The organism is Nocardiopsis sp. N85, from assembly GCF_028882275.1.
Taxonomy (GTDB): Bacteria; Actinomycetota; Actinomycetes; order Streptosporangiales; family Streptosporangiaceae; genus Nocardiopsis; species Nocardiopsis lambiniae.
On the sequence record NZ_JARBUT010000001.1, the window covers coordinates 268825 to 294800 of the forward strand.

At 71.9% G+C, this 25976-nt stretch carries 21 protein-coding genes and 1 riboswitch; of the genes, 10 read left to right on the forward strand and 11 right to left on the reverse strand.

From position 1 onward, the window contains the following. Positions 1–58: 58 nt before the first annotated feature. Positions 59–1663 (reverse strand): beta-N-acetylhexosaminidase, encoded by a 1605-nt coding sequence (locus PWG71_RS01090; RefSeq protein WP_274807548.1) that lies wholly within the window; start codon positions 1661–1663, stop codon positions 59–61. 412 nt (positions 1664–2075) lie between these two features. Between PWG71_RS01090 and PWG71_RS01095 the strand changes: the two genes are divergently transcribed. The 3 genes from PWG71_RS01095 to PWG71_RS01105 all read left to right on the forward strand — a co-directional run bounded on the left by PWG71_RS01095 (position 2076) and on the right by PWG71_RS01105 (position 5327). Continuing rightward, positions 2076–2969 (forward strand): DMT family transporter, encoded by an 894-nt coding sequence (locus PWG71_RS01095; RefSeq protein ID WP_274807549.1) that lies wholly within the window; start codon positions 2076–2078, stop codon positions 2967–2969. A 692-nt stretch (positions 2970–3661) separates the two neighbouring features. Next, positions 3662–4867, forward strand: coding sequence for a glycosyltransferase (locus PWG71_RS01100; RefSeq protein WP_274808099.1), 1206 nt, complete (start codon positions 3662–3664; stop codon positions 4865–4867). A 127-nt stretch (positions 4868–4994) separates the two neighbouring features. After that, a complete protein-coding gene (locus PWG71_RS01105) occupies positions 4995–5327 on the forward strand; it encodes a hypothetical protein (RefSeq protein ID WP_274807550.1) in 333 nt (110 codons plus the stop codon). Between the two features lie 70 nt (positions 5328–5397). Here the strand turns inward: PWG71_RS01105 and PWG71_RS01110 are convergent, their stop codons facing one another. Beyond that, complete coding sequence (locus PWG71_RS01110; protein WP_274807551.1) at positions 5398–6342, reverse strand: LysR family transcriptional regulator; 945 nt, start codon at positions 6340–6342, stop codon at positions 5398–5400. 132 nt (positions 6343–6474) lie between these two features. On the opposite strand from PWG71_RS01110, the gene PWG71_RS01115 reads away from it, so the two are divergent. Next, positions 6475–7803: a pyridoxal phosphate-dependent aminotransferase gene (locus PWG71_RS01115; protein ID WP_274807552.1), complete on the forward strand. Its 1329-nt coding sequence runs from the start codon at positions 6475–6477 to the stop codon at positions 7801–7803. A 123-nt stretch (positions 7804–7926) separates the two neighbouring features. Here PWG71_RS01115 and PWG71_RS01120 read toward each other — a convergent pair whose 3' ends face one another. Next, the gene (locus PWG71_RS01120; protein WP_274807553.1) at positions 7927–9135 is read right to left on the reverse strand and encodes a glycosyltransferase family 4 protein; all 1209 of its coding nucleotides are present in this window, start codon (positions 9133–9135) and stop codon (positions 7927–7929) included. A 227-nt stretch (positions 9136–9362) separates the two neighbouring features. Here PWG71_RS01120 and PWG71_RS01125 point away from each other — a divergent pair, with 227 nt between their 5' ends. Further along, positions 9363–9620: a DUF6457 domain-containing protein gene (locus PWG71_RS01125; protein ID WP_274807554.1), complete on the forward strand. Its 258-nt coding sequence runs from the start codon at positions 9363–9365 to the stop codon at positions 9618–9620. Between the two features lie 217 nt (positions 9621–9837). After that, a complete protein-coding gene (locus PWG71_RS01130) occupies positions 9838–11256 on the forward strand; it encodes an alanine/glycine:cation symporter family protein (protein WP_274807555.1) in 1419 nt (472 codons plus the stop codon). Between the two features lie 72 nt (positions 11257–11328). Here the strand turns inward: PWG71_RS01130 and thiD are convergent, their stop codons facing one another. From thiD to PWG71_RS01150, 4 genes are all read right to left on the reverse strand, one after another. After that, complete coding sequence (gene thiD, locus PWG71_RS01135) at positions 11329–12132, reverse strand: bifunctional hydroxymethylpyrimidine kinase/phosphomethylpyrimidine kinase (RefSeq protein WP_274807556.1); 804 nt, start codon at positions 12130–12132, stop codon at positions 11329–11331. Next, positions 12123–12233, reverse strand: a riboswitch (TPP riboswitch). (Overlaps the previous gene by 10 nt.) Positions 12234–12301: 68 nt before the next feature. Then, positions 12302–12997, reverse strand: coding sequence for a DedA family protein (locus PWG71_RS01140; protein WP_274807557.1), 696 nt, complete (start codon positions 12995–12997; stop codon positions 12302–12304). Between the two features lie 57 nt (positions 12998–13054). Continuing rightward, positions 13055–13981, reverse strand: coding sequence for a DUF368 domain-containing protein (locus PWG71_RS01145; protein WP_274807558.1), 927 nt, complete (start codon positions 13979–13981; stop codon positions 13055–13057). Between the two features lie 372 nt (positions 13982–14353). After that, positions 14354–16057 carry an acyl-CoA synthetase gene (locus tag PWG71_RS01150; RefSeq protein WP_274808100.1) on the reverse strand — a complete coding sequence of 568 codons (1704 nt, stop codon included), beginning with the start codon at positions 16055–16057 and terminating at the stop codon, positions 14354–14356. Positions 16058–16783: 726 nt separating this feature from the next. Here PWG71_RS01150 and rocD point away from each other — a divergent pair. After that, positions 16784–18082, forward strand: a complete 1299-nt coding sequence (gene rocD, locus PWG71_RS01155; protein WP_274807559.1) for an ornithine--oxo-acid transaminase — start codon at positions 16784–16786, stop codon at positions 18080–18082. Between the two features lie 70 nt (positions 18083–18152). Here rocD and PWG71_RS01160 read toward each other — a convergent pair whose 3' ends face one another. Together PWG71_RS01160 and PWG71_RS01165 are read right to left on the reverse strand one after the other, a co-directional pair. Next, on the reverse strand, positions 18153–19511 hold the full coding sequence (locus tag PWG71_RS01160; protein ID WP_274808101.1) for an SGNH/GDSL hydrolase family protein: 1359 nt from the start codon (positions 19509–19511) through the stop codon (positions 18153–18155). Between the two features lie 51 nt (positions 19512–19562). Beyond that, positions 19563–20843 (reverse strand): 8-amino-7-oxononanoate synthase, encoded by a 1281-nt coding sequence (locus tag PWG71_RS01165; protein ID WP_274807560.1) that lies wholly within the window; start codon positions 20841–20843, stop codon positions 19563–19565. A 389-nt stretch (positions 20844–21232) separates the two neighbouring features. On the opposite strand from PWG71_RS01165, the gene PWG71_RS01170 reads away from it, so the two are divergent. Next, positions 21233–22495 carry an adenosylmethionine--8-amino-7-oxononanoate transaminase gene (locus tag PWG71_RS01170; RefSeq protein ID WP_274807561.1) on the forward strand — a complete coding sequence of 421 codons (1263 nt, stop codon included), beginning with the start codon at positions 21233–21235 and terminating at the stop codon, positions 22493–22495. Next, positions 22492–23172 carry a dethiobiotin synthase gene (gene bioD / locus PWG71_RS01175; protein WP_274807562.1) on the forward strand — a complete coding sequence of 227 codons (681 nt, stop codon included), beginning with the start codon at positions 22492–22494 and terminating at the stop codon, positions 23170–23172. Before PWG71_RS01170 ends, bioD begins: the two co-directional genes overlap by 4 nt. Here the strand turns inward: bioD and PWG71_RS01180 are convergent. Continuing rightward, on the reverse strand, positions 23144–23524 hold the full coding sequence (locus PWG71_RS01180) for a DUF3291 domain-containing protein (RefSeq protein ID WP_274807563.1): 381 nt from the start codon (positions 23522–23524) through the stop codon (positions 23144–23146). The two genes, bioD and PWG71_RS01180, sit on opposite strands and share 29 nt — an antisense overlap. Positions 23525–23601: 77 nt before the next feature. Between PWG71_RS01180 and PWG71_RS01185 the strand changes: the two genes are divergently transcribed. Next, positions 23602–25071, forward strand: coding sequence for an aminotransferase-like domain-containing protein (locus tag PWG71_RS01185; RefSeq protein ID WP_274807564.1), 1470 nt, complete (start codon positions 23602–23604; stop codon positions 25069–25071). An 87-nt stretch (positions 25072–25158) separates the two neighbouring features. Here PWG71_RS01185 and PWG71_RS01190 read toward each other — a convergent pair whose 3' ends face one another. Continuing rightward, positions 25159–25773 carry a superoxide dismutase gene (locus PWG71_RS01190; protein ID WP_274807565.1) on the reverse strand — a complete coding sequence of 205 codons (615 nt, stop codon included), beginning with the start codon at positions 25771–25773 and terminating at the stop codon, positions 25159–25161. Positions 25774–25976: the final 203 nt, after the last annotated feature.

Below are 25976 nucleotides of genomic sequence, written 5' to 3' on the forward strand. Positions count from 1 at the left end.
GGCCCGGCCGTCCGCGGAGCGGCGGCGGTCGCCCCGCGGACGGCCGCCGCCGGGACGGTCACCCCCAGCCGTGCACGCCCGGACGGGTGTGCCAGGGACGGGGGCCGTCCATCGGGCGGTACTCCACCCCCGCGGCGTCCAACCGGGTCAGGTGGTGCAGCAACCGGGGCTCGAACTCGGCGTAGTCCCGCTCCCCGGCCGACCACACCTTCTCGGCGAACGCCGACAGGCGCGGGAACACCATGTAGTCCAACCGCCGGGGCGTGTCGATGTGCTCGGTCCACACGTTGACCTGGGCGCCCAGGACGTGCGCGGCCTCCTCCTCGCTCAGGCCCTCCGGGACCGGCTCGGCGAGGTAGACGTCCTCGACCCGCAGCAGGGTGCCCACCTTGATCGGCTCGTCGTCTGACTCCGACTGCCGGTAGTCCAGGTACGAGGTGGCGGTCGGGCTCATGACCACGTCGTGCCCGGCCTTGGCGGCGGCGACGCCGCCCTCCTCCCCGCGCCAGGACATGACCGTGGCGCCGGGTGCCAGTCCGCCTTCGAGGATCTCGTCCCAGCCGACCAGGCGGCGCCCGCGCGCGGTGAGGTGGGCGTCCAGCTGCCGGATGAACCAGCTCTGGAGTTCGTCCTCGTCGGCCAGACCCTCCTCGCGGATCCGCTGTCGCGCCGACTCGCTGCCCTTCCACTGGGTCTTGGGGCACTCGTCCCCGCCCACGTGGAAGTACTCGGAGGGGAACAGTTCCAGCAGTTCGTCGATGACGTTGCGGTAGAACTCCAGCACCTCGTCGGTGACCGCGAGCACCTCGTCGAAGATGCCCCAGCGCTGTCCCACCGGGATCTCCCCGACCTCGCCCAGTTCGGGGTGGGCGTGGATGGCCGCCTGGGAGTGGCCCGGGACGTCGATCTCGGGGATGACGGTGATGTGCCGGGCGGCGGCGTGGGCGACGATCTCCCGGATGTCGTCCTGCGTGTAGAAACCGCCGTGCGGCCGCTCCTCGAAGACCGGGTCCTCGCCCGGACGCGGGTTGCCCAGCTGGCTGCGGGTGCGCCAGGAGGCCTTCTCGGTGAGCTTCGGGTAGCGGCGGATCTCCACCCGCCACCCCTGATCGTCGCTGAGGTGCAGGTGCAGCACGTTGAGCTTGTGCAGGGCGAGGAGGTCGATGTAGCGCAGGACCTCGCGCTTGGGAACGAAGTGCCGGGCGGTGTCCAGCATCAGGCCGCGCCAGCCGAACCGGGGCGCGTCGGTGACGCGCACGGCGGGCAGCGTCCAGTCGGTGTCGCCGATGGGGGCGTCGCGGTGGGCGGCGGCCGGTAGGAGCTGGCGCAGCGTCTGGGCCCCGTAGAAGACCCCGGCGGGGTCGTTGCCGATGACGATGGCGCCCTCGTCGTCGACGATGAGCCGGTAGCCCTCTCGGCCCAGCCCGGCGGAGGGGTCCACGCTGAGGCGGATCTCGCTGTCCTCGTCGCCCGAGGAGAAGGGCAACCCGGTGGCCGCGCCGAGTTCACGTTGGAGCCACACGAGCGTGCCCCGGGCTTCGGGGTCGGCGGAGACCCTGGTCGCGGCGGTGAGCGCGAGCCCGTTCTCCTCGCCCGGGATGACCTGGAGGGGACGCGGGATCACGGGGCGGGACGCGAGGAGGGAAGGGGAGGTATCAGGCACGGGTGGTCGCTCCTATCCGGTCTAGACCAATACGGGACATGGTGCCATGGCGACCGCTGCCGGCGCAGCAGCGAACCCCCATCGGTGGGACCGGACGCGCGTGTTCGGCTCATCCGATACCCGCTTTTGACCGCGCCGGAGCCTTAACGCTCCGCCCTCCGCGGAAGGGATGCGAACAACGGGTCGGCGTGTCCGGGCCGCCGGAACCGCGCTCGGCGGACGCCGGGGGAACACACCCCTCCCGGGGGTGGGGCGGGCACCACTCGAAGACGGGAGTCGGCGTCATCGCCGGGGCGGCGCCCCGTCCGTATCGTTCGGGACGTACCCGATTCCGTGCGGCTCGTGGGGGGAGACGGATGATGACGGAGGCGACTTCGGGTCCGGAGCGACCCGCGCGCCGGCGGTGGTGACGATGCTCTGGCCGGTCCTCCTCGCCGTCGCGGGGGCCTTCACGCTCGCCCTCGGATCCGCGCTCCAGGAACGCGACGCCGTGCGCGCCCCCGGAGAACAGGTGGCCCGTGTCGGCTTCCTGTGGCATCTGCTGCGTCAGCCCCGCTGGCTGCTGGGCACTCTGGCGGCCGGGGCGGGGGCCTGCCTGCACCTGATGGCCCTGAGCGGTGCGCCGCTGACCATCATCCAGCCCATCGGGGTCACCGGGCTGGTGTTCGCCATCGTCCTGTCGGCGTTGTTCAACCACCAGCGAGTGCGGATCTCCCAGGTCATCGCCGGGATCGCGGTCATGGTCGGCCTCATCGGGGTGCTGTGGACGTTCCCGCACGGCGCGGAGACCCCCGTCATGCCGCTCCGGGACGCCCTGACCCTCACGGGTGTCACCCTCGCCGTCGGAATGACGGTGTACCTCACCGCGCGCCGGATGCCCAGCGGGGCCAGGGCGATCGTGCTCGCCCTGGCGGGCGGTGCGGCGCTGGGCGCCACCTCGGGCCTGGCCCGGGTGATCACCTCCAACGCGCTCGCCGACTGGACGACCGTCCTCGGATGGCCGAGCCTGCTCGCCGTCGTCCTCGCCGTCTTCGGCGGACTGCTGATGCAGAACGCCTACCGGACCGGCCACTTCGCGGCCGCCTACGCCACCCTCCTCATCACCGACCCCGTCGTCGGTGTGGCGATCGGAGCGCTCCTCCTCGGAGAGGGGGCTCCGGAGACGCTCCCCGCTCAGGTGGGCGCGTTCGCCTTCGCCGCCGTCGCGATCGCCGGAACCGTCTTCCTGGCCCGGACCCGACACCGCAACCCCGAGGCGAAGGGGGCGCGTACGCAGATCGGCACGGCTCGCACCCGCACCCGCTGAACGAAGGAAGTCCACCCATGCCGTACTCCCGCCCGTCACCCACCACCGCCCTCAACGGGGCCTCCGGCACTGTCGCTTCTCGCCCGTCACCCACCACCGCCCTCAACGGGGCCTCCGGCACTGTCGCTTCTCGCCCGTCACCCACCACCGCCCTCAACGGGGCCTCCGGCACTGTCGCTTCTCGCCCGTCACCCACCACCGCCCTCAACGGGGCCTCCGGCACTGTCGCTTCTCGCCCGTCACCCACCACCGCCCTCAACGGGGCCTCCGGCACTGTCGCTTCTCGCCCGTCACCCACCACCGCCCTCAACGGGGCCTCCGGCACTGTCGCTTCTCGCCCGTCACCCACCACCGCCCTCAACGGGGCCTCCGGCACTGTCGCTTCTCGCCCGTCACCCACCACCGCCCTCAACGGGGCCTCCGGCACTGTCGCTTCTCGCCCGTCACCCACCACCGCCCTCGACGGGGCCTCCGGCACTGTCGCTTCTCGCCCGTCACCCACCACCGCCCTCGACGGGGCCTCCGGCACTGTCGCTTCTCGCCCGTCACCCACCACCGCCCTCGACGGGGCCTCCGGCACTGTCGCTTCTCGCCCGTCACCCACCACCGCCCTCGACGGGGCCTCCGGCACTGTCGCTTCTCGCCCGTCACCCACCACCGCCCTCGACGGGGCCTCCCGTCCGCTCCGCCCCCTGAGGATCCTCATCGCCGGTGACACCTACCCGCCCGACGTCAACGGCGCCGGCTACTTCACCCACCGGTTGGCCGAGGGGCTCGCGGAACGCGGACACCGGGTGCACGTGGTGTGCCCCTCCGAGGAGGGCGAACCGTACGTGCGCCGCAACGGGCGGGTGATGGAACATCGGCTGCGGTCGGCGCGGATGCCCCTCCAGGACGGGATGCGCGCCGCGGTGCCGCTGGGGACGGGCGGGCACATCGCCCGCCTCGTGCGGAGGCTGGACCCGGACGTCGTACACGCCCAGAGCCACTTCACGCTCAGCCGGTCGGCGATCCGAGCGGGCCGGGCGGCGGGGATCCCCGTCGTCCTGACCAACCACTTCATGCCGGACAACCTGTACGCCCACGCGCGGATCCCGGAGGCGATGCGCGCGATGGTCGGCGATCTGGCCTGGCGGGACATGGTGCGGGTGGCGGGGGAGGCCGATCACCTGACCACGCCGACCCCCCGCGCCGCCGCCCTACTGAGGGAGAAGGGGTTCGCCGGGGAGGTCGAGTCGATCTCGTGCGGCATCGACCTGGAGCGGTTCCACCCGCGTTCCGACCGGTCGGCCGCGCGCGGCCGCTTCGGACTGCCCGACCGGGACACCATCGTGTTCGTCGGGCGGCTGGACGAGGACAAGCGGATCGACGACACGATCCGGGCGCTGGCCCTGATCTCCCGTGAGCACGACGCGCAGCTGGCCCTGGCCGGTCTGGGGCGCGACGAGGAGGAACTACGGGCGCTGGCCGCCGAGCTGGGCGTCGCCGACCGGGTGTTCTTCCTCGGGTTCGTGCCGGACGCCGAGCTGCCGCTGTTCTACGCGGCCGGGGACGTGTTCGCGATCGCGGCCGTGGCGGAGTTGCAGAGCATCGCGACCCTGGAGGCGATGGCCACCGGGCTGCCGGTGGTGGTGGCCGACGCGATGGCGCTGCCGCACCTGGTGGAGGAGGGGCGCAACGGGTTCCTGTTCCCGCCGGGCGATCCGGTGCGCATGGCCGACCGGTTGCTCACGGTCCTGAGCGCGGGGAGGGCGCGTTCGGCGCTGGGCGAGACCGCCCGGGAACTGGCGTTGCGGCACGACCACCACCGTTCACTGGAGCGGTTCGAGGAGGTCTACCGGGGCCTGCGACCGAGTGCGCTCCCGCCGACGCGCCCGGAACGGATCGCCGTCGCCTGAGGGCGGGTGACCCAACGGAGCATTCTGTCCTCTTTTTCTGTATTGAGAAGAAGGCGAGGTTTGCCACTTTCCGCATTCTTTGCGTGGCTGTCGGTGATATCCCCGTGGCCCGGGAAACACATCAGGTGTGTGGTTCGAAGGCATCAATGGACGCGGCGTCCTCGGCAGGGTCACCCCCGAAGGTGACGTGCACGAGGCCCTCACCGAGCGGCTGCTCGCCGCCGAACGCGAAGCGGGTTTCCACGAGCGCGACATGTCGGCGTTCGAACGCGAACGCATCGACCTGGAATACAGGGTCACCCGCATGGAAGCCGAACTGGAGGCATTGCGACAACGGAGACTGGAGGCCTACGCCCGGTGGTGGAACGCCCGAGACGACCGGGACCGGGTCCTCCACATCTGCCGCAGACTGCGCCGTCGCGTGGACAGGGCCCGACGCAGGAGCGGTGAGGAGCGTTGAAGGTTGCGACATCGACGGGTATCCCGATGGCCCGGCCCCGGCGGCCGGGCCATCGTCGTGTCCGGCCCCCTCAGGAGGGGCGGTCGGTCAGATCGGACAACTCGGAACCGACCGTCCCGGCCGCCTCCCGCAACGCCCGCAAGGTGACCTGGACCGCCGGACGGCGCAGCGACGCCGGACGCAGTACCGCGTACACGTGCCGCGCCGGGACCCGGCCGGGCAGTGTGCGGTGGACCAGCCCCGCGGGGGCGCCCACCATCGCCAGGGCGGGCACCGCCGCGATCCCGATGCCGCGTGAGACCAGACTCAGCACCGTGCCCAACCCCTCGAACTCCCAGGCCGCCGACGGTAGCCCGCCCACCTCCGCCAACAACAGGTCCGTGCCGTAGCGCGAACGTTCGCCCTCGGGCGCCACGATCCAGGACTCGCCCAACAGCCGCTCCAGGACCACCGGCTCGTCCGGGTCGGCCAGTCGGTGTCCCCGGGGGACCGCCAACACCAGCGGGTCGCGCAGCAGGTGCACGTGCCGCAGGCCGCTGTCCACCCCCCGGCCCGGGTGCTGTCCGGTCCAATCGTCGACCAGGGCGATGTCCACCTCACGGGAGCGCACCTTCTCCGTGCCCGACGACAGCAGCGTCTGCCGCAGCACCAGCTGCATCTCCCCGTACCGGCGCAGGGAGGGCGCCAACAACGGCGCGAACGCCACGGCGGCGGTGGGGAAGGCCGTGACCTTGACCACCCCCAGGGCCACGTCGGCCTGCTCGGCCAGGATCGACTCGGTCGCCTCCACCAGGGCCAGGATCTCCTCGGCGTGGGTCACCAGCAGACGTCCGGCGTCGGTCAGCTCCGCGCCGCGCGGCGTGCGGTCGAGCAGGGCCACCCCCGTCTCCCGTTCGAGCGCGGACAACTGCTGGGAGATGGCCGAGGGCGTGTACCCCAGCGCCGTCGCGGTGGCCGCGATGGTGCCCCGCACGGAGAACTCACGGAGGATCTGGAGACGCCGGAGATCGAGCATGAGCAGAGCTTACGCTCACCATCGAAAAGAGTCGCTTGTACTGAAGGGCGCGGATGGGAAGGCTGAGGGGCGATGGACCGTCACCTCGAAAGACGGTCGAGCGCCAGAACACGAGCCGGAGATGAGTCGTCCATGACCGTCACTGTTTCCGCGACCCTCGCAGTCAACGAAGCCCTCGCCGACAAGCGCCGCCAGGGGGTGCGTGTGCTGCCCCTGGGGTTCGGCGAGGCGGGCCTGCCGGTCCACCCGGTCATGCGGGACCGGCTCACCGCGGGCAACGGCGCCAACGCCTACGGCCCCGTCGCCGGCTCCGCCGCACTGCGCGAGGCCGCCGCCGGCTACTGGGCGCGGCGCGGCCTGCCCACCGACCCGGAGACGGTCATCGCCGGCCCCGGCAGCAAACCACTCCTGTACGGCCTCCTGCTGGAACTGGGCGGCGACACCGCCATCGCCGCGCCCAGCTGGGTCAGCTACGCCGCGCAGAGCCGCCTGGTCGGCTCCCGCCCACTGTTGGTCCCCACCGCCACCGGTGAGGGGGGCGTCCCCCAGCCCGACCTGCTGCACGCCGCCGTCACCGCCGCCCGCGAGGCCGGACGCACCGTCAACGCCGTCATCGCGACCCTGCCCGACAACCCCACCGGGACGGTCGCCACCCGCGCGACGGTGCGTCGTCTGGCCGAGGTCGCCCGCGAACTCGACCTGATCGTCATCTCCGACGAGATCTACCGCGACCTCGTCCACCCGGAGGACCCCGAGGCCGAGCCCGTCGAGGTGCACAGCCCGGCCGAATTCGCCCCCGAACGCACCGTCATCTCCACCGGACTGAGCAAGAACCTGGCGCTGGGAGGCTGGCGGATCGGCGTCCTGCGCCTGCCCGACTCCGAGATCGGGCGCCGCCTGCGCGGCGGACTCCTCGGGGTGGCCAGCGAGATCTGGTCGAGCCCGGCCGCCCCGGTCCAGGAGGCCGCCGCCCACGCCTTCACCGAACCCGCCGAACTGGTGGACCACGTCGACCGCAGCCGCCGCCTGCACGGCATCGTCGCCCGCGCCGTCACCGACGTGTTCGCGCGGGCCGGGGCCGCCGTCGTCCCGCCGCGTGCCGCCTTCTACCTCTACCCCGACTTCGAGCCGCTGCGCGAACGGCTGACCGAGCTGCACGGCGTCACCACCGGTCCCGGGCTCACCGGGCTGCTGCTCGACCGTTTCGGGATGGGCGTGCTGCCCGCCGTCGAGTTCGGGGAGGGACCCGAGGCCCTGCGCATGCGGGTCGCCACCAGCCTGCTGTACGGCGACACCGAGGAGCGGCGTTACGCCGCCCTGGCCGCCACCGACCCACTGGCGCTGCCCTGGATCCGCGCGCACCTGGACCGATTGGGGGAGGTGCTCGGCACGCTGCTCGCCGGACCGGTGGGCGCGCCGGTGCTCCGCACGCGGGTCACGGTACCGACGTCCGTGCGCTGAGCGAAGACCGGGGAGCCCTGCCCGGGAGGACGTCCCCGGGGAAGGGCTCCCCTTCCCCCCCGCCCGGCGTCGGCACCGGTCCGCCCGGTGTCCTCCGCCGTCCTCACCGGCCTCGCCGGGCCTTCAACGGACGCCCGCGGCACTGTTCTTCTCCGCGAGTTCGCGGCTGGAGGCCAGGACCGAGCGATAGTGGCCGATGAGCTCCTCGCCCACCGCCTCCCAGGTGCGGTGCTCCACCGACGCCCGGGCGCGGGCCGCCAGGGTCTCGCGCACCGAGCGGTTGTGCGCCAGTCGGCCCACCGCCACCCGCAGCTCGCGCACCGAGTCCGGGGCGTACAACAGTCCGTTGCCCTCGTGCTCGACCAGGTCCAGCGGACCGCCCGCGGCCGGCGCCACCACCGGCACCCCCGAGGCCAGCGCCTCCTGGACCGCCTGGCAGAACGTCTCGTCCGCTCCGGTGTGCACGAACAGGTCCAGGGAGGCGTACAGCCGGGACAGGTCTGCGCCGGTGCGCTGACCGGTGAAGATCGCGCCGCGCAGCCGGCGCCGCAGCCGGGGCAGCTCCGGCCCGTCCCCGACGACGACCACCTTCACACCGCGCAGCTTCAGCACGTGTTCGAGCAGGTCGACGCGCTTGTCCTTGGCCAACCGGCCGACGTAGCCCACGATCGCCTCCCCGTTCGGGGCCAACCGTCGGCGCAGTTCCTCGTCGCGGTGGTCGGGGTGGAAGCGCCGGACGTCGACCCCGCGCCGCCACAGGTCCAGCCGGGGGAACCCCCGCGCCGACAGGGCCTCCATCGTCGCGGAGGAGGGCACCAGGGTGCGGTCCACCGCGGCGTGGACGCGGCGCAGCGCGGTCCAGATGTGCTCGGTGCCCGGCAGCCCGTACCGCCGGGCGAAACCGGGCAGGTCGGTCTGGAACACCGCCACCGTCGGCAGTGCCCAGCGGCGGGCGGCCTCCACCGTCGCCACGCCCATGAGGGCGGGGGAGGCCAGGTGGATCACGTCCGGCGAGAACGACCGGATCGCCGTGGTCAGGGTGCGCCGGGCGGGCAGACCCAGGGAGAAGCCGCGATACCCGGGCAGGGGGATCGAGGGCGTCCGGACCACCGGGAATCCCGACTGGTGGGTGGGACCGTCGTGTCCCGGGGCCAGGATCAGCGCCCGGTGCCCTTGGGCCGCCAGCATGTCGGCGACCCGGCACACGGAGTTGGTCACCCCGTTGACCTGGGGGAGGAAGGACTCGGTCACGATCGCCACGCGCAGAGGTCGGTGCGCGTCGGCGGGGGAGGGGACCGGGATGCGGTCGCGGTGGGTGTCGATCGGGGACATGCGCATTGCTCCCAACGCCGGGGGGAACGGCCGTCTCCGACGCTAGGCGCGCCCGGTGAACCCGGATGAGGGACGGGGGGAACCGGGCGCGACGCGCGGGCGTGGGTTCACCGAGCGGACGGTGACCGCTCGTGGACGACGCACCCGACCAGGGGTTGCGCCGAGATGACCTCACGGTGGCTAAGATCGCATCACGTGATCGAATCATTGCTCTAGGGAGTTGAACGGTGACCCTCGTGGAATGGGCCGAGACGGTCCGCGTCGAACTCGGGCTCGCCGAGAGCGAACCGTTGAACAAAGAGGACGTGGAACGCATCCTCGACCTGGCAAGGGACGCCGCGCACTCCATCGCCCGCCCGGCGGCGCCGCTCACCACCTTCCTGCTCGGAGTCGCGGTCGGTCGCGGGGCCGACCCGGAACGGGCCGCGCGGGTCCTGAGCGAACTCGCCCTGAGCCGTGGCGGCCGCGAGGAAGGTGACACGTGACACGCTGAGCGGCCGAAGAACGTACCGGTGTCCGCTCCGGTTCCCGAAGAGACCCGCATGTCGAAGTCATGTGATGCGTTCGTTACGCGTCGCTGCAATTCTTTGCCGATAACGCAAGGCGCTCACCAGTGCCGACACGCCAACGAGGGAACCGACCTCCCGCACCGACACAGCGGTGACCTCGACCCCATCCACTTGACCGACAGGGAGATCCCCCGTGGACCAGCTCCTTGAAATGGCCGGCCTCATCAGCGGCATCATCTGGGGACCCTTCGTCCTCATTCCGCTGCTGTTCGCCGTCGGCCTTTTCCTCACCATCCGTCTGAACCTGCTCCAGCTCCTCCGCCTTCCCCACGCCCTGTGGCTCGCGCTGATCCGGCGCAAGGAAGACGATTCCGTACAAGGCGACATCTCCCACTACCAGGCCCTGAGCACCGCGCTCGCCGCCACCGTCGGTGTCGGCAACATCGCCGGTGCCGCGCTCGCCATCGGCATCGGCGGTCCGGGCGCGCTCTTCTGGATGTGGGTCGTCGGCTTCCTCGGCATGGCCACCAAGTACAGCGAGGCCCTGCTGGGTGTGAAGTTCCGCCGCACCGACGCCAAGGGCGAGCAGAGCGGCGGTCCGATGTACTACCTCAAGTACGGGATCGGCGGCGGCTTCGGCGCCACACTCGGTGTGCTCTTCGCGGTCTTCGGCGCCATCGCCGCCTTCGGTATCGGCAACGGCAGCCAGGCCAACACCGTCGCCCAGCAGGTGAACAGCGTGACCGGTGTCGACACCTGGATCATCGGCCTGGTCCTGATGCTGCTGGCCGGAGCGGTCATCCTCGGGGGCATCAAGAGCATCGGCCGGGTCGCCTCCGCTCTCGTCCCGATCATGATCATCTGCTACGTGGGCATCTGCCTGGTGGTGCTCGCGGCCAACTGGGCGCAGATCCTGCCGGCGTTCCAGCTCGTGGTCACCGACGCCTTCACCGGCACCGCCGCGGCCGGCGGTTTCGCGGGCTCCACGATGCTGATCGCCATCCAGATGGGGTTCGCGCGCGGCATCTTCTCCAACGAGTCGGGTCTGGGCACCGGTGGCATCGCGGCCGCCGCCGCCAAGACCAGGCAGCCGGTGCGCCAGGCCATGGTCTCCATGACCCAGACCTTCATCGACACCATCATCGTGGTCACCATGACCTGCCTGGTCATCATCACCACCGGTGTCTGGCAGGGCGAGAACTCGGCGGACGGCTCGCTGCTGACCAGCCAGGCGATGACCGAGGGCCTGGGCGCCCTCAGCCCCGGGCTGGCCCCGGCGGGCGCCGTCATCGTGGCGGTCTCCGTCGCGGTGTTCGCCTTCACCACCCTGCTCGGCTGGTCCTACTACGGTGACCGGTGCGTCGAGTTCCTGGCGGGTCGCAAGCTCGTGCTGCCCTACCGGATCCTCTTCATCATCGTCATCTTCATCGGCTCGGTCGCCAGCCTGGACTCGGTGTGGCTGTTCAGCGACATCGCCAACGGCCTGATGGCGCTGCCCAACCTGGTGGGTCTGCTGGTGCTCTCCCCGCTCATCGTGTCGGAGACCAGGAAGTTCTTCGACCACCCGAACTGGCGTGATCCCGACGCGGTGATGGACGACGTCAAGGGGTAGCGGCCCCGACGGCCTGAGAGAACGCGAAGGGGGACCGGCCCGGCGCCGGTCCCCCTTTCCCGTACTCGCGGATCACCACCAGGCGTGGAAGTGGTGCACCGGGCCCTGGCCGTGGCCCGCGTCGATCTCGTCTGCGCGGCGCAGGGCCTCGGTGAGGTAGGCCTTGGCGTCGGCCACGGCGGTGGCGGCGTCCGGCCGCTGCGGCAGCAGCGCGGCGATGGACGCGGACAGGGTGCAGCCGGTGCCGTGGGTGTTGCGGGTGGCCACCCGGGGCGCGGAGAACTCCCGGGGGTCGGCGTCCCGGGAGACCAGGACGTCCACGCTCTCCCCGCCGGTCAGGTGGCCCCCCTTGAGCAGGACCCGGCGCGGTCCCATCTCCAGGAGCCGACGGGCCTGGTCGCGCATGCCCGCCGGGTCGGTGGCCTCCGGCTCGTCCAAGAGGTCGGCGGCCTCGGGCAGGTTCGGGGTGATGAGGTCGGCCCGGGGCAGTAGTTCGGTGCGCAGCGCCTCGATCGCCGAGGTCTCCAGCAGCCGGTCACCGCTCTTGGCCACCATCACCGGGTCCACCACGACGCCGCGCAGACCGTGCCGGTCGATCGCCCCGGCGACGGCCTTGGTGACCTCGGCGGTACCGAGCATGCCGATCTTGACCGCGTGCACGGTCGCGTCGGAGAAGAGCGTGTCCATCTGCCGGACGACGAAGTCGGCCGGGACGGGGTGGACCCCGGTGACGCCGCGCGTGGACTGGGCGGTCAGCGCGGTGACCACGCTCATCCCGAAGGTCCCGTGGGCGGAGAAGGCCTTGAGGTCGGCCTGGATCCCGGCGCCCCCGCTGGGGTCGCTGCCGGCGATGGACACGATGTTGTACGCGCTCATGATGGCGTTCCTTCGCTAGTACGAACTAGGGCAGGTTCGACGGGTGTGCTCTCAGCCGGGACGCGACCGGTGGTCGCGTCCCGGCACCCCGCGCCTCGGGGCCCGTGGCCCCCGGGTGTGCTGTCGCCTTCGCGACGTTGTGGAGTGGCGGCGGGTCGCCGCCGGGACGTCACGCGGCCGGGGTGTTCCCGGCGCGCGCCTTGAGGATCTTACGCACCCGGACGACCACGAACCACAACAGCAGTAGGGCGATGACGACCAGCACGAGGTTGCTGATCAGGCCGCTCCACTGGACCAGGACCGGTTTGATGGCCGGACCGAAGGCGAAGCCGAGACCGATCCAGAGGGAGTTCCACACGGCCGATCCGATGACGGTGTAGACGGAGAACTTCAGCAGTGGCATCCGCTCGATGCCGGCCGGGACGGAGATGAAGCTGCGGACCAGGGGTACGCACCTGCCCAGCAGCACGGCCAGACCACCGAAGCGCAGGAAGAACCGCTCGGCCTTGTGGAAGTCCTCGATCTCCAGCAGCGGGGTCTTCTCGACCAGTCGGGCCGTACGCTCACGGCCGAGCAGGGCGCCCAGGGCGTAGAAGCCCCACGCGCCGACCAGACAGCCGATGGTGGCCCACATGATGGCCAGCCAGACGTTCATCTGACCGTCGTAGGCGAGGAAGCCCGCGCCGGGCAGGACGGCCTCACTGGGCATCGGGGGGAAGAAGGTCTCGATGAACAGGGCGATGCCCACACCGGGCTCGCCCAGCGTGACCATGAGGTTCAGGACCCAGCCGATGAACCCTTCGTATTCGTGGGCGGGATCGATGGCATCGACCGGGCCCGTGGCCCGGATGGTGAGGTTCGACAAGGGTGCTTCCGTGCTTTCCGGTCTCGGTCGGCGGGACCCCGCGGGTCCCGCCGGGTCTCAGACGGAGACGGATCCGGGCCTGGCGTCGGCGGCTTCGCGGGCGAGCTTGTGCCGCTCCCAGACGATGGCGGCCACCACCACGGCGAAGCCGAGCACCATGAGGGCGACGGTGACCGGGACCTCGGTCGGCGTCACGAAGGCGCGGTCCTCGTTCTGCCAGGGCCACAGCGCGCGCAGCGACCCGGCCATGAGACCCGTCAGGACGACCAGGGTCATGTGGTGGAAGTTCTCCAGCAGGTACTGGAGCACCTTGACGAACAGGGACAGGCCGGTGAGGGCGCCCAGGGCGAAGACACCCAGGTAGACGAGGTCCACGTCGCGCACCGCGTTCATCGTGGGCTCGTACAGGCCCATCGTGAGCAGAAGGAAGGAACCGGAGATCCCGGGCAGGACCAGGGCGCAGATCGCGATCGCGGCTGCGAAGAAGACCACCACGGGGTGGGTGGGCAGGTTCGCCCCCGGCAGGCCGGTGATGAGGAAGGCCCCGGCGGCGAAGACGAGCGCGACGAGGTAGTGCCAGGGGCGCCACGCGCTGCCCGAACCCGTGTAGGGGATCCACAGGCAGGCCAGCACCAGGCCGAAGAAGATCGCGTAGGCGTACTGCGGGTAGGCCTCCACGAGGGGGGCGAGGACGATCGCGGCGCCGACGAGGAAGACGGCCATGCCGATGAGGGCGGGGATCAGCACGCTCCAGTCGACCATCCGGAACTGCGCCCTGGCACGCTCCGGTCCCCGGCCGCGCGGGACGTCGGTGACGTAGCGCTTGATACCGCTGACCAGGTGACCGGCCCCGCCGATCAGCTTGTCGTACAGTCCGACGATCAGGGCGACCGTGCCGCCGCTGATGCCCGGGAGCGCCTCCGAAGCGCCGACCGCGCCTCCGCGCACCATGTTGAAGAGGTAAGAGCCTGCTGTTCTGGCCATCTGATCGTTGGGCGCGGCCCCGGTCCGGTGGGGGTGAGGGGCGCCGTTCTCCGTTCTGACATCGATACCGCCGGACCCCATGGACGAGGGGTCCGGGAGAGAGAGGGGGTTTCCGCCGCTCACTGACGTGTGATCCCGCACCCCGTATCGGGGTCGCGGTCCGTTCGCTCCCCGGGGGAGGGGGCTCTGGAGGCGGCGATGCCAGTCTAGTGCCGTACGGGCACGTGGATACGGCCTTCACGCGTCCGATGTCGATGTTCCGGCTCGTCATGAGCACATTGGTCTGATAACCGAAACGTGGATCCCCGCTGTGGCGCGCACGGATGTACGAGATCACGGGCGCGGGACACCGCGAAGGGGCCCTCGACTTCGTCAGGCCCCGTCCCGGACCACCGACGACGCCCATCGGTAATCCTGCTTGCCGACGGCCGTGCGGCGCACCCGATCGACGAAGTGCACCGTCCTCGGCACCTTGAACCCCGCCAGGCGCACCCGGCAGAACACGAGCAGACCCGCCTCGTCGGGTTCCGCCCCCTCCGCGAGGGAGACCAGCGCGGTGACCCGCTGCCCCAGCCGTTCGTCCGGAGCGGGCACCACGATGGCGTCCTCCACGGAGGGGTGCGCCTTCAGCGCCGCCTCGACCTCTTCCGGGTACACCTTCTCGCCCGCCGTGTTGATGACGACGCTGCCCCGGCCGAGCAGCACGATCGCCCCGTCCCGGGCCCGGGTGCCGAAGTCCCCGGACAGGGCCCAGCGCCGTCCCAGGTCATCGGTCGGGAACGTGCGCGCCGTGGCGATCGGATCGTTGTAGTACCCCAACGGGATCCGTCCGGTGCGCGCGATCCGGCCGATCACGGCGGACCCCGGCGGCAGCGGACACAACCGCTCGTCCAGCACGGCGATGCTGCCGCCCATGGTGAAACTGCGCCCGTCGGGAGACCCGGTCAACGGTTCCGCCGAGCCCTCCCCGTCACCGGCGGTCGCCGAACCGCACACCCCCGTCTCCGAGCCCCCGTAGGAGTCGGCCAGGGCGATGTCCTCGCGCCAGGCCCGCCACAGCCCGCGCACCGGCGGGGTGAGCGGCGTCCCGCCCGAACGCACCGCCGAGAGTTCCGGGCACAGGTCCGGCTCGGTGAGCAGGTGCCGCGCCAGCGGGCGGGCCATCGCGTCGCCCACCACCTGGAGCGTGTGCACGCCCTCCCGGTGGGCCAGCGAGACGACCCGCTCGGCCTGGAAACTGCGGTCGGTCGACAGCACCACCCGCTTGCCGCACAGCAGCATGCTCAACGCGTTCCACTGGCCGGCGGCGTGCATCAACGGGCCCAGCACCAACATGCGCTGGGGGAAGCACGACCGGGCCCGCTCCGCCACGTCCTTCGGGGAGCGGGCGCGCGCGGCGCCGGGGGAGCGGCGCTCGATCGCCGCTCGGAAGATGTCGGCCTGCCGCCACAGGACCCCCTTGGGGTAGCCGGTGGTGCCGCCCGTGTACAGCAGGTAGTGGTCCGTGCCCGAGGTCGGCGGCAGCGCCGTCCCGACCGGAGCGTCGGACAGCGCGATCTCGTAGTCCACCGCGTCGGGGAACGCGGCGCGCACCGCCGCGCGGTCGTTCGGATCCGCCCCGTCCGACAGCAGCACCGTGTGCCGCAGGCGCGGCAGGTCGGAACGCACCACGGCCACGGTCGCGGCCAGGGACTCCTCGGCCACCAGCGCCACCGTGTGCGAGTCGGCCAGGACGTGGCGCAGTTCGCCCGCCACATAGCGGTAGTTGACGTTGACGGGCACCGCGCCCGCGCGCAGCACCCCCAGGAAGGTCTCCACCCACTCGGCCCGGTTGAAGGACAGGATCGCCACGTGCTCGCCGCGGCCGATCCCCGCCGCCACCAGGTGCCGGGCCAACCGGTCCGCGCGTTCGCGCAATCCGGCGTAGGAGAGGACCCGTGCTCCGGCGACCAGCGCGATCCGGTCCGGAACCGCCTCGGCGACCGCGTCGAACAGGAGGGACAGGGAGAAGGCGGTGTCCGGGTCGGCCGTCGCGGGGCGCGCGGCGGTCTCCGGTGCGGTGGACCCCAGGGGCACTGAACGCACGGTCTGCCTCCCTCGGCGGTGGGTACGGGCGCACCGTCCACGGCCCGGGGCTCGCGGCGGAACGCCGACGCCGACCGGATCCGGTCGGCGCGTCGGTGGCTTGTGAGCCGACCGTACCCGTCGGGGGGCCGACCGACCGCCGGTGGGGCTGTGGACCGCGTCACCCGACCTCACGGGCCCGGTCACAGCGCGCGGACGGCCCTGTTCCACGGGCTGTCCGGGGTGGATGTGGCACCCGGATTCCGGGCCCGATCGTGCGCTTGTGACACACCTCACCGTTGCTGATTCCGTGGTCGGATGCCGACATCCCGGACGTTTCCGTCCGGAGGGTCCGTGTCGGTCACCACAACGGGAGTCGTGCGCCCCGACGACGGCCTCCCGCTTCCCTCCGCTCGCGCGGTGTCGCGCCGCCTGCCCGCCCCGGGTGTTCGATCGGCGGTTCGAACAGCGACGGTGACGGGGGCGCATGTCCGTGCACGGGGAACGGGTCGACCCCCGCGGGCCCGTCGCGTGACGTGCCTCACTGTGGCTGATCCGGTGAAAGTTCCTCGGAGGGGCGCCGCCGTTCGTCGGCACATCACGGATACCGCCGCCACCCCCTTGTGGGCTCACCGGATCATCTGCTCAACTCTTGGGGACTCTCCGCCGGGGCTCTACCGGGCCCCTTCGGTGGGTATCTAGTGTCTGACATCGGTCAATGGTGATCGGAGCGGTTGGATGAGCAACACCCAGAACCTGGGGCAGCGGAACACCGCCGGGAACCCCGGCGGAGCAACACTTCCCGAAGACGAGACCCCCGCGCTCTCCAGCGCGGACCACATCGCCCTGGCGCGGAAGCACTCCGCGCACAACTACGCGCCCCTGCCCGTCGTCATCGCCGAGGGCCGCGGGGCCTGGGTGACGGACGTGGAGGGCGAACGCTACCTGGACTGTCTGGCCGGATACTCGGCCATGAACTTCGGCCACCACAACCCCGACCTGCTGGCCGCGGCCCACCGCCAGATCGACCGGGTGACACTCACCAGCCGCGCCTTCCACAACGATCGTTTCGGCCCCTGGGTCGACGCCCTCGCCGGGATGGTCGGCAAGGAGAAGGTCCTGCCGATGAACACCGGCGCCGAGGCGGTCGAGACCGGCATCAAGGTCGCCCGCAAGTGGGGCTACGAGGTCAAGGGCGTGGCCGAGAACGAGGCCACCATCGTCGTGGCCGGCGCCAACTTCCACGGGCGCACCACCACGATCATCTCCTTCTCCTCGGACTCCGAGGCGCGTACCGGATTCGGTCCCTACACGCCCGGGTTCCGCTCGGTGCCCTACGGCGACGCCGCGGCCATCGAGGCGGCCATCGACCACACCACGGTCGCCGTCCTCATCGAACCCGTCCAGGGCGAGGCCGGGGTCATCGTGCCCTCGCGGGACTACCTGCCGCGGGTGCGGGAGATCTGCGACGCCAACCGGGTCCTGTTCATCGCCGACGAGGTCCAGTCCGGCCTCGGCCGCACCGGCACCATCAGGGCCTGCGAGCACAGCGGGGTCGTCCCCGACGCCTACCTGTTCGGCAAGGCCCTCGGCGGCGGCATCCTCCCGGTGTCGGCGATGGTGGCCGACGAGGACGTGCTCGGCGTGATCCGGCCGGGCCAGCACGGGAGCACCTTCGGCGGCAACCCGCTCGCCGGCGCGGTGGGCCACACGGTCGTCCGGATGCTGACCGAGGGCCCCTACCTGGAGAACGCCCGCAAACTGGGCGAGGTGCTCACCCGCCGCCTCGACGGGTTCGTCGGCAACGGGGTGGTCGCCGCTCGGAGCATCGGGCTGTGGGCCGGGGTCGACGTCGACCCCGCCCTGGCCTCGGGCAAGGAGATGTGCGAGCGGCTCGCGAAGAAGGGCGTCCTGGTCAAGGACACCCACGGCTCGACGGTGCGCATGTCGCCGCCGCTGGTGATCAGCGAGGAGGACCTCAACTGGGGTCTGGACCGGTTCGCCGAGGTCCTGGAGGACCTCAGGGCCGGGCGCTGACCACGCCGCGAACGGCGGGCGTCCGCCCCGGGGGACCGGGGCGGACGCCCGCCGGCGGTGTCGAGGGCGGTCAGGAACCGCCGGCCTCGTCGACCACCGACTCGGAGGGGTCCTCGGAGGGTTCCTCCGAGGGCCGGTGCACCGGGTCCAGCGGACCGCCCAGCTCGGTGTGCAGCAGCGACTCGTCCACCCGGGCCAGGGTCTCCCGCGACACGTACAGGACGCGTTCGGGGCCCTCCATGATCTGAAGGCGCACCCGCTCGGCGAGCGACCGCTGTCCCTGAGCGGTGGGGTGGAAGGTCGCCCGGTCCACCTTCAGGCCCTCACCGAACTGGCCGAGCACGATCCCGTTCAACCAGGCGTCCTCGGCGCTGACCTCGTGGCCGCTGAACGCGGAGAAGGTGTTGACGTACTCCACGCTGCCCGCCTCCCGAGTGCCGTAGATCCCGCCGTCGGCACGGTAGACCACGTCACGGATACGGGTGTTGAACCGCTCGGCGATCCCGTTGAGCCAGAGCTGGTCCTTGACGGTCAGCGTGTAGTACATGCCCGGCGGCTCCTCCGGGAACAGTCGCGGATAGCCCAGCACCAGGATCCGCGCGTCCGGGGCCCGGCTCCGGATCTCCCCGACGACGGTGCTCAGGGTCTCCTCGAACTTGTCCATCCGCTCGGCGATGTCCTCCTCCTGGGCGGTGCAGACACTGCTCTCCAGGAGGGGCATGCGCACGATGCAGGTGCGCAGGACGGGGATGAAGCCCAGGTCGTTGCCGCCGATCCCGAGCGTCACCAGGGAGGTGTGCTCGGTGACCCGCTCGATCTGGGAGTCGGGGGTGCCCAGCTCGGAGAGCATGGCGGACCCCTTGTGGCTGCTGCACGCGTAGAAGGCCAGCGCGCCGGCGAAGTCGAACTCCTCCTCGATGAGGTGGGCGTAGGCGTTGGCCGACCGCCAGCAACCGCCGGCCACGGCGGTCTCGGGGGCGTAGTCGCCGGCGCCGTCACCGGAGGAGTAGGAGTCGCCCAGGGACACGTAGTTGCCCCACACGGCGCCCTCCTCGGGGGCCACCCGCGTCCGCCAGTCGGTCTCCTCCTCCTCGGCGATCGGGGGGAGCTCGGTGCTGGGGCAGATCCCGCCCGTGACCCCGCACCACAGGAAGCGCAGCGCGTCCCGGCCGGCGGGCACGGTCAACATGACGATGAGGGAGACGACCAGCACCAGGGCCACGCCCACGCCGATCCGGGTGCGCAAGCGGCCGCGGCGGCGCGGCGTCGCCACCGCTCCGGCCACGGTGGCGCCGGTCCCGGCGGGGGCCTCGGGGCCGGAAGCGTCGGGAGACCCGGGGGGAGCGGTGTCCTCGGGAGGGGTCTTCGCCGCGTCGTCGGCGTTCGGGTTCTGTTCGGGGGTACCCGATGCGTCGTCACGGCCCGGCACTGCGGTCACCGCCTCCTTTGTCGCGGACGGTCCTTCTGTCCCCTCCGAAGGTTACCCGGGGAGATGTGCGACGATGACGTCCACCGCCCGGCGGACCTCGGCTTCGGTGAGCGTCGCCCGTGCCGTCAACCGCAGGCGGGAACGGCCGTCGGGAACCGACGGGGGACGGAAGCAGCCCACCCGCACCCCGGCCCTCAGACAGGCGGCCCGCCAGCGCACCGCCGCCTCCGGGGAGGGGGCCGTCACCGACACCACGGCGGCGTCGGGGGCGGTGACCTCGCATCCCCGTTCGCTCAGCTCGTCATGGAGACGGCGGGCGTGGGCGCGCACCGCCTCGGCGCGTTCGGGCTCGGCGCGCAGGACGCGCAGCGCGGCGAGGGCGGCCGCCGCCGACGCAGGGGCCAACCCGGTGTCGAAGATGAACGTGCGGGCGGTCTCCACCAGGTGCCGGACGACCCGGGCCGGACCCGCGACGGCACCGCCCTGAGCGGCGAGCGCCTTGGAGAGGGTGACCGAGACGACCACGTCGTCGGGGGCCGGGAGCAGCCCGGCCGCGGACAGCGCGCCCCGGCCGCCCGGTCCGACGACACCGAGCCCGTGGGCGTCGTCGAGCAGCAGGGCGCCGCCGGCCGCCCGGGCCGCGCGGTGCAGCGCCCCGAGGTCGGTGAGATCGCCGTCCACGGAGAAGACGGTGTCGCTGACCACCAGGGTCCGGGCCGCCCGATCGTCCGCGCGCCCCTCCAACGCCCGTGCCGCCGAGACCGGGTCGGCGTGCTCGAACAGGGCCACCCGGGCCCCCGCCGCCCGGGCCAGCCGGGTGGCGTCGATCAGCGACGCGTGGTTGTGGCGGTCGCACACCAGCAGTGGGGACGACGCGGTCGGACCCGCCTGCGGGAACGGGGCGGTCAGGGCGGTGACCATCGCGAGGTTGGCGGTGTACCCGGAGGAGAAGACCAGGGCCGACTCGGTGCCGAGGTGGTCGGCCAGCTCCCGTTCGAGCTCGTGATGGAGTTCGGTGTCGCCGGTGACCAGGCGCGACCCGCCGGCGCCGGTGCCCCAGCGTCGGATCGCCGCCTCGGCGGCCTCCGCCACACGGGGGTGGCGCAGCAACCCCAGATAGTCGTTGCCGGCCAGGTCCAGCACGTGTTCGGTGGCGGCCCGGGGCGTGACACGGCGGGTCAGTCCCGCCCGGGCCCGCGCGGCGGAGGCGTGCGACAACCAGGAGAAGGGGTGCGCGGTCGGCGCGCCGACACCGGGGGACCGCCGGGAGTCCGTGCGGGCGGACCGCAGGGTCCAGGGGCGTCGGGGCGGGGTGAGTGCCTGGCCGTCCATGGCGGATGCTCCTTCGCGGAAGGGGGAGTCGCGTACTCCGAGGGGGATCGTGCCACAGGGCCTTTCGTGGTGTGGGGGGACGCCGCGCGGCGGCGGAGAGGCGCTCGGGGCCCGGGCGCTCGACGGCGCTCCCCGTGCGCGGGGCGAAGGGGACCGGGGAGACGGCCCGGTCCGACGCCCGACCCGCCGCGGTGTCGGCGCACGAAGGGACCGACCCAGCGGCGGCCAATCCCGCTGGGGCGGCCCGGTCCTCGTGCCAGGGAGGCGTAACCGACTCTGCCCGGTCCGGGGTCCGCGCGTCACCGGTGGAAGCCCACAAAGTTCCACCTCGAATCCTGGTAGGACCGTACGGCTCCGGTCCGGCCGCGCCGAGTGGACAATGGGTCCACATGACGCCTGAGTGGATACGTTCCGTCGATCGCGCACACCTGTGGCACCCCTACTCGACCCTCCCCGCGGGCGAGCCGCCCCTGGTCGTCACCGGGGCGGGGGGAAGCCGCCTGCACCTGTCGGACGGGGAACGGGGGTTCGACGTCGTCGACGGCATGTCCTCCTGGTGGTCGGCGATCCACGGGTACCGGCACCCGGTCCTGGACGCCGCGCTGCACGCGCAGGCCGACACCTTCAGCCACGTGATGTTCGGCGGACTCACCCACGGCCCGGCGGCGGAGCTGGCCGCGCTGCTGGTGGAGATCACCCCCGAACCCCTGCGCCACGTCTTCCTGGCCGACTCCGGTTCCGTCGCCGTCGAGGTGGCGATGAAGATGTGCCTCCAGTACCACCGCTCCCGGGGCGAGGCGGGCCGGAGCCGGTTCCTCACCTGGCGCGGCGGTTACCACGGGGACACCTTCCACGCGATGAGCGTCTGCGACCCGGAGGGCGGCATGCACGCCCTGTGGGGCGACGTGCTGCCCGCGCAGGTCTTCGCGCCCGCGCCGCCGGAGGAGTACGACCCCGACCACACGGCCGCACTGGAGTCCCTGGTGGCCCGGCACGCCCGCGAACTCGCCGGGATCATCGTCGAGCCCCTGGTCCAGGGCGCCGGCGGCATGCGCTTCCACGACCCCCGCCACCTGAAGGAGCTGCGGCGCATCGCCGACGAGTACGGCGTCCTGTTGGTCTTCGACGAGATCGCCACCGGATTCGGGCGCACCGGATCCCTGTTCGCCGCCGACGCCGCCGGGACGGCCCCCGACATCATGTGCCTGGGCAAGGCGCTGACCGGCGGGTACCTCACCCTGGCCGCCGTGCTGTGCGGGGAACGGGTCACCGACGGGATCGCCCGGGGGGAGGTGCCGGTCCTGGCGCACGGTCCCACGTTCATGGCCAACCCGCTGGCCTGCGCCGTCGCGGTCGCCTCGGTGCGGCTGCTGATGGAGTCGGACTGGCGGTCCGACATCGCCCGGATCGAGCGAGGGCTCACCGAAGGGCTCGCCGGCGTCCCCGGGACACGGGTGCGCGGCGCCATCGGGGTGATCGAACTGGACGGACCCGTGCGGATGCGCGAGGCCACGCGCGCCGCCCTGGACGCGGGGGTCTGGTTGCGGCCGTTCCGGAACCTCGTCTACACCATGCCGCCGTACGTGTGCACCGACGACGACATCGCCACCGTCGCGGCGGGGATGGTCGCGGCCGCGGAGGCGTCCCGATGATCCTGGTGGTGACCGGTACCGGGACCGGCGTGGGCAAGACCATGGTGACCGCCGCCGTCGCGGCGGCCTTCGACGGCCGGGTCGCGGTGGTCAAACCCGCCCAGACCGGGGTGGGGGAGACCGAGGCCGGGGACGTCGAGACGATCGCCGCGCTGGTCCCCACGGTGACCTCGGTGGAACTGGCGCGCTACCCCGACCCGCTGGCCCCCGCCACGGCGGCCGCCCGCTCGGGCCTTCCGGAGGTGCGCGCCGAGAAGGTCGCCGACGCCGCCCGTTCCCTGGAGAACACCCACGACCTCGTCCTCGTCGAGGGTGCCGGCGGACTGTTGGTGCGGTTGAACGGTGAGGGGCAGACCCTGGCCGACGTCGCGGTCCTCCTGCGCGCCCCCGTCCTCGTCGTGGCGCGGGCCGGTCTGGGGACGCTCAACGAGGTGGCGCTCACCGCCGAGGCGCTGAACGGGCGCGGGTTGCTCTCGGCGGGCGTGATCATCGGTTCGTGGCCGGACGCGCCCGATCTGGCGATGCGCTGCAATCTGGAGGACCTGCCCGGGATGGGCGCGGGCCCGGTCGTGGGGGCGCTGCCGGAGGGGTGCGCCGGCCTGGACCCGGAGGCCTTCGCGGAGACGGCCCGGCGGGCCCTGGCCGGCTTCAGGCCGGGACCGGGGAGGCGAGGGTGAAGGCCCTGCTGCCGGGGCCGTGGGCGCGCAGGTGCTCTTCGCGCCCGCGGGTCTCGTCCGGGGTGGGCGTCCCCTCCGACCACCACAGGGTGCGCTCCACCGTCGGGAAGGCCCCGTGCCGCTCGCGATGGGCGATCAACAGGGAGTGGGCCTCCTCGACGAAGGCCCGCAGGGCGACCGCGTCCCGCCACAGGGAGACGATGTGGACCTCGTTCTCCGAGATGGAGAAGTCCACTTCGCTCAGATGGTCTTCGGTGGACTCGGCCAGTGCCCGCATCCCCTTCACGAGCGGGGCGAGGCCGTTGCCGCGCAGGAGCCGGGATTCGACGAGAACAGAAGATTGGTATGCCATGATGACTCCCTTTAGAGGTCCATTTCTGTCAGTATGGACATGAAGAAGATGGCTGTGTAGAGCCAATGGAGGCACAAATGGACTCTTCTCGAACGGTGGACGACCTCGTCGGTCTCCTCGGTACCTGGTCCGTCGGGAGCGGGGCGCTCTACCGTCGGCTCGCCGACGGACTGCGGGCCCTCATCGACGAGGGGAGCCTCGAACCCGGGGAGCGGCTGCCCTCCGAACGGATCCTGGCGGCGGCGCTGCGGGTCAGTCGGACCACGGTGGTGTCCGCCTACGACCTGCTGCGCTCGGAGGGGGTCTTCGACAGCCGTCAGGGCAGCGGCACCCGGGTCAGCCTCAAGGTCGCCCCGGTGCGCTCCGACGGCTGGGCGACGAACGGGGTCGGGCAGTACATGTACCGCAACCTCATCCAGAAGGAGGCCGACCTCATCTCCGCCTCCTGCATGAGCACCCCGGCGCTCCCCGGGTTCACGGAGATCGTCCGGGAGAGCCTGGACGACCTGGGCCCCCTGCTCGCCGAGGGCACCTACCACCCCCGCGGCCTCCCCGAACTGCGCGAGGCCATCGCCGACTTCTACCGGGCCCGGGACCTGCCCACGACCGCGGACCAGATCGTCGTGACCACCGGCGCACACCAGGCCATCTCCCTGGTGGCCCAGCTCTACCTGCGCAAGGGGTCCCCCGTCGTGGTGGAGGACCCGGGGTTCGCCGGCTGCCTGGACCTCATGAGCGACCAGGGCGCCCGGTTCGTGCCCGTGCCGCTCGACGACCAGGGCATCGACATCAACCGGCTGCGCCGGGCCGTCGACGAGCACGCGCCGCACCTCGTCTACACGATGCCCTCGTACCACAACCCCACCGGCACGATGATGTCCGTCGCACGCCGCCGGGAAGTGGGGGAGCTGTCGGCCCGGTACGGGGTGCCGGTGCTGGAGGACTCCGCCTACACCGGTATCCGGCATCCCCGGGAACCGGCGCCGCTGGCCGCCTTCGCACCCCGGGGCGCGGAGATCATCAGCGTCGACTCACTGTCCAAGGTGGCCTGGGCGGGCCTGCGCGTCGGCTGGCTGCGCGCCCCGGCGGAGATGGCGCTGCGGCTCAGCCGCCGCAAGGTCCTGGCCGACCTGGCCGGCCCGCAACTGGACCAGGTCGTCGCCGTGCGCCTTCTGGCCGACTACGACCGGCTCTCCCGCGAGCGCTCCGCGCACCTGAGCGAGGCGATGGACCATCTGGAGGCGCTGCTCCGCCGCGATCTGCCCGACTGGCGGTGGAAGCGCCCCGACGGCGGCGCCGCGCTGTGGATCGAACTGCCGGGCATCGGCTCCCGGGCCTACGCCCAGGTCGCGCTCTGCCACGGGCTCGAACTGGTGCCCGGAACGTTGATGACGGCCGCCCCCCAGGAACACCACGACCGGTACTTCCGGCTGCCCGTGCCCTTCGAGGCCGAGGGACGGGAGGAGATCGTCTGGCGGCTGTCCCGCGCCTGGCGCGAACTCGACCGGCACGGCCCCATCGACGCCCCGGTCCCCCTGATGATCTGAGGGCGACGGTGGGTGACGGAACGAGGGCGGTGCCGTCCGGAGGGACGGCACCGCCCTTCGGCGTGTCGCGAGGTGCCTCTCGGCCTGCTAGCCGATCCGGACCTTGCGGGCGGCCTCGAAGCGCTCCTGGACGTCGGCCCAGTTGACCACGTTCCAGAACGCCTTGATGTAGTCGGCCTTCACGTTCTTGTACTGGAGGTAGAAGGCGTGCTCCCACATGTCCAGCATGAGCAGCGGCACGGAGCTCAGCGCGGCGTTGCCCTGCTGGTCGTAGAGCTGCTCGATGATCAGGCGCTGACCGAGGGCGTCCCAGGCCAGGAAGGCCCAGCCGGAACCCTGGAGGCTCGCGGCGACCGCGTTGAACTGACCGCGGAAGGCGTCGAAGGAGCCGAACTGGTCGTCGATGGCGGCGCCCAGCTCGCCCTCGGGCTTGTCGCCGCCGTCGGCGGACAGGTTCTTCCAGAAGACGCTGTGGTTGACGTGCCCGCCGAGGTGGAACGCGAGGTTCTTCTCCAGCATGGTCACGGTTCCGAATTCGCCCTTGTCGCGGGCCTCGGCGAGCTGCTCCAGCGCCGAGTTGGCACCGGCGACATAGGCGGCGTGGTGCTTGTCGTGGTGCAGCTCCATGATCTGACCCGAGATCCACGGCTCCAGGGCCGCGTAGTCGTAGGGCAGCTCGGGGAGCGTGTATGGCGCAGACATCTCTGACGCACCTTTCCTATGAAGCGGTTCGTCGTGCTTATCAGCGATGGGATCGCTAGGCAGCAAGCTATCAGCCGTGTGGCGGGGCTTCCCGTGTCAGGACACCGACACCGGGAGAAGGGAATAAACGGCCGGTCACCCTCCGTGTCCTTTTCGCGGTCGATGGTGCGCGTGTGATGTGAACCTCCCGAGACGGGGAACCG

Bases quoted from the DNA above. Each gene is read 5' to 3' on its own strand.
- PWG71_RS01095 (WP_274807549.1), top strand. From the start codon at position 2,076: ATGCTCTGGCCGGTCCTCCTCGCCGTCGCGGGGGCCTTCACGCTCGCC.
- PWG71_RS01110 (WP_274807551.1), bottom strand. From the start codon at position 6,342: ATGCTCGATCTCCGGCGTCTCCAGATCCTCCGTGAGTTCTCCGTGCGG.
- PWG71_RS01115 (WP_274807552.1), top strand. From the start codon at position 6,475: ATGACCGTCACTGTTTCCGCGACCCTCGCAGTCAACGAAGCCCTCGCC.
- PWG71_RS01120 (WP_274807553.1), bottom strand. From the start codon at position 9,135: ATGTCCCCGATCGACACCCACCGCGACCGCATCCCGGTCCCCTCCCCC.
- thiD (WP_274807556.1), bottom strand. From the start codon at position 12,132: ATGAGCGCGTACAACATCGTGTCCATCGCCGGCAGCGACCCCAGCGGG.
- PWG71_RS01145 (WP_274807558.1), bottom strand. From the start codon at position 13,981: ATGGCCAGAACAGCAGGCTCTTACCTCTTCAACATGGTGCGCGGAGGC.
- rocD (WP_274807559.1), top strand. From the start codon at position 16,784: ATGAGCAACACCCAGAACCTGGGGCAGCGGAACACCGCCGGGAACCCC.
- PWG71_RS01165 (WP_274807560.1), bottom strand. From the start codon at position 20,843: ATGGACGGCCAGGCACTCACCCCGCCCCGACGCCCCTGGACCCTGCGG.
- PWG71_RS01170 (WP_274807561.1), top strand. From the start codon at position 21,233: ATGACGCCTGAGTGGATACGTTCCGTCGATCGCGCACACCTGTGGCAC.
- bioD (WP_274807562.1), top strand. From the start codon at position 22,492: ATGATCCTGGTGGTGACCGGTACCGGGACCGGCGTGGGCAAGACCATG.
- PWG71_RS01180 (WP_274807563.1), bottom strand. From the start codon at position 23,524: ATGGCATACCAATCTTCTGTTCTCGTCGAATCCCGGCTCCTGCGCGGC.
- PWG71_RS01185 (WP_274807564.1), top strand. From the start codon at position 23,602: ATGGACTCTTCTCGAACGGTGGACGACCTCGTCGGTCTCCTCGGTACC.
- PWG71_RS01190 (WP_274807565.1), bottom strand. From the start codon at position 25,773: ATGTCTGCGCCATACACGCTCCCCGAGCTGCCCTACGACTACGCGGCC.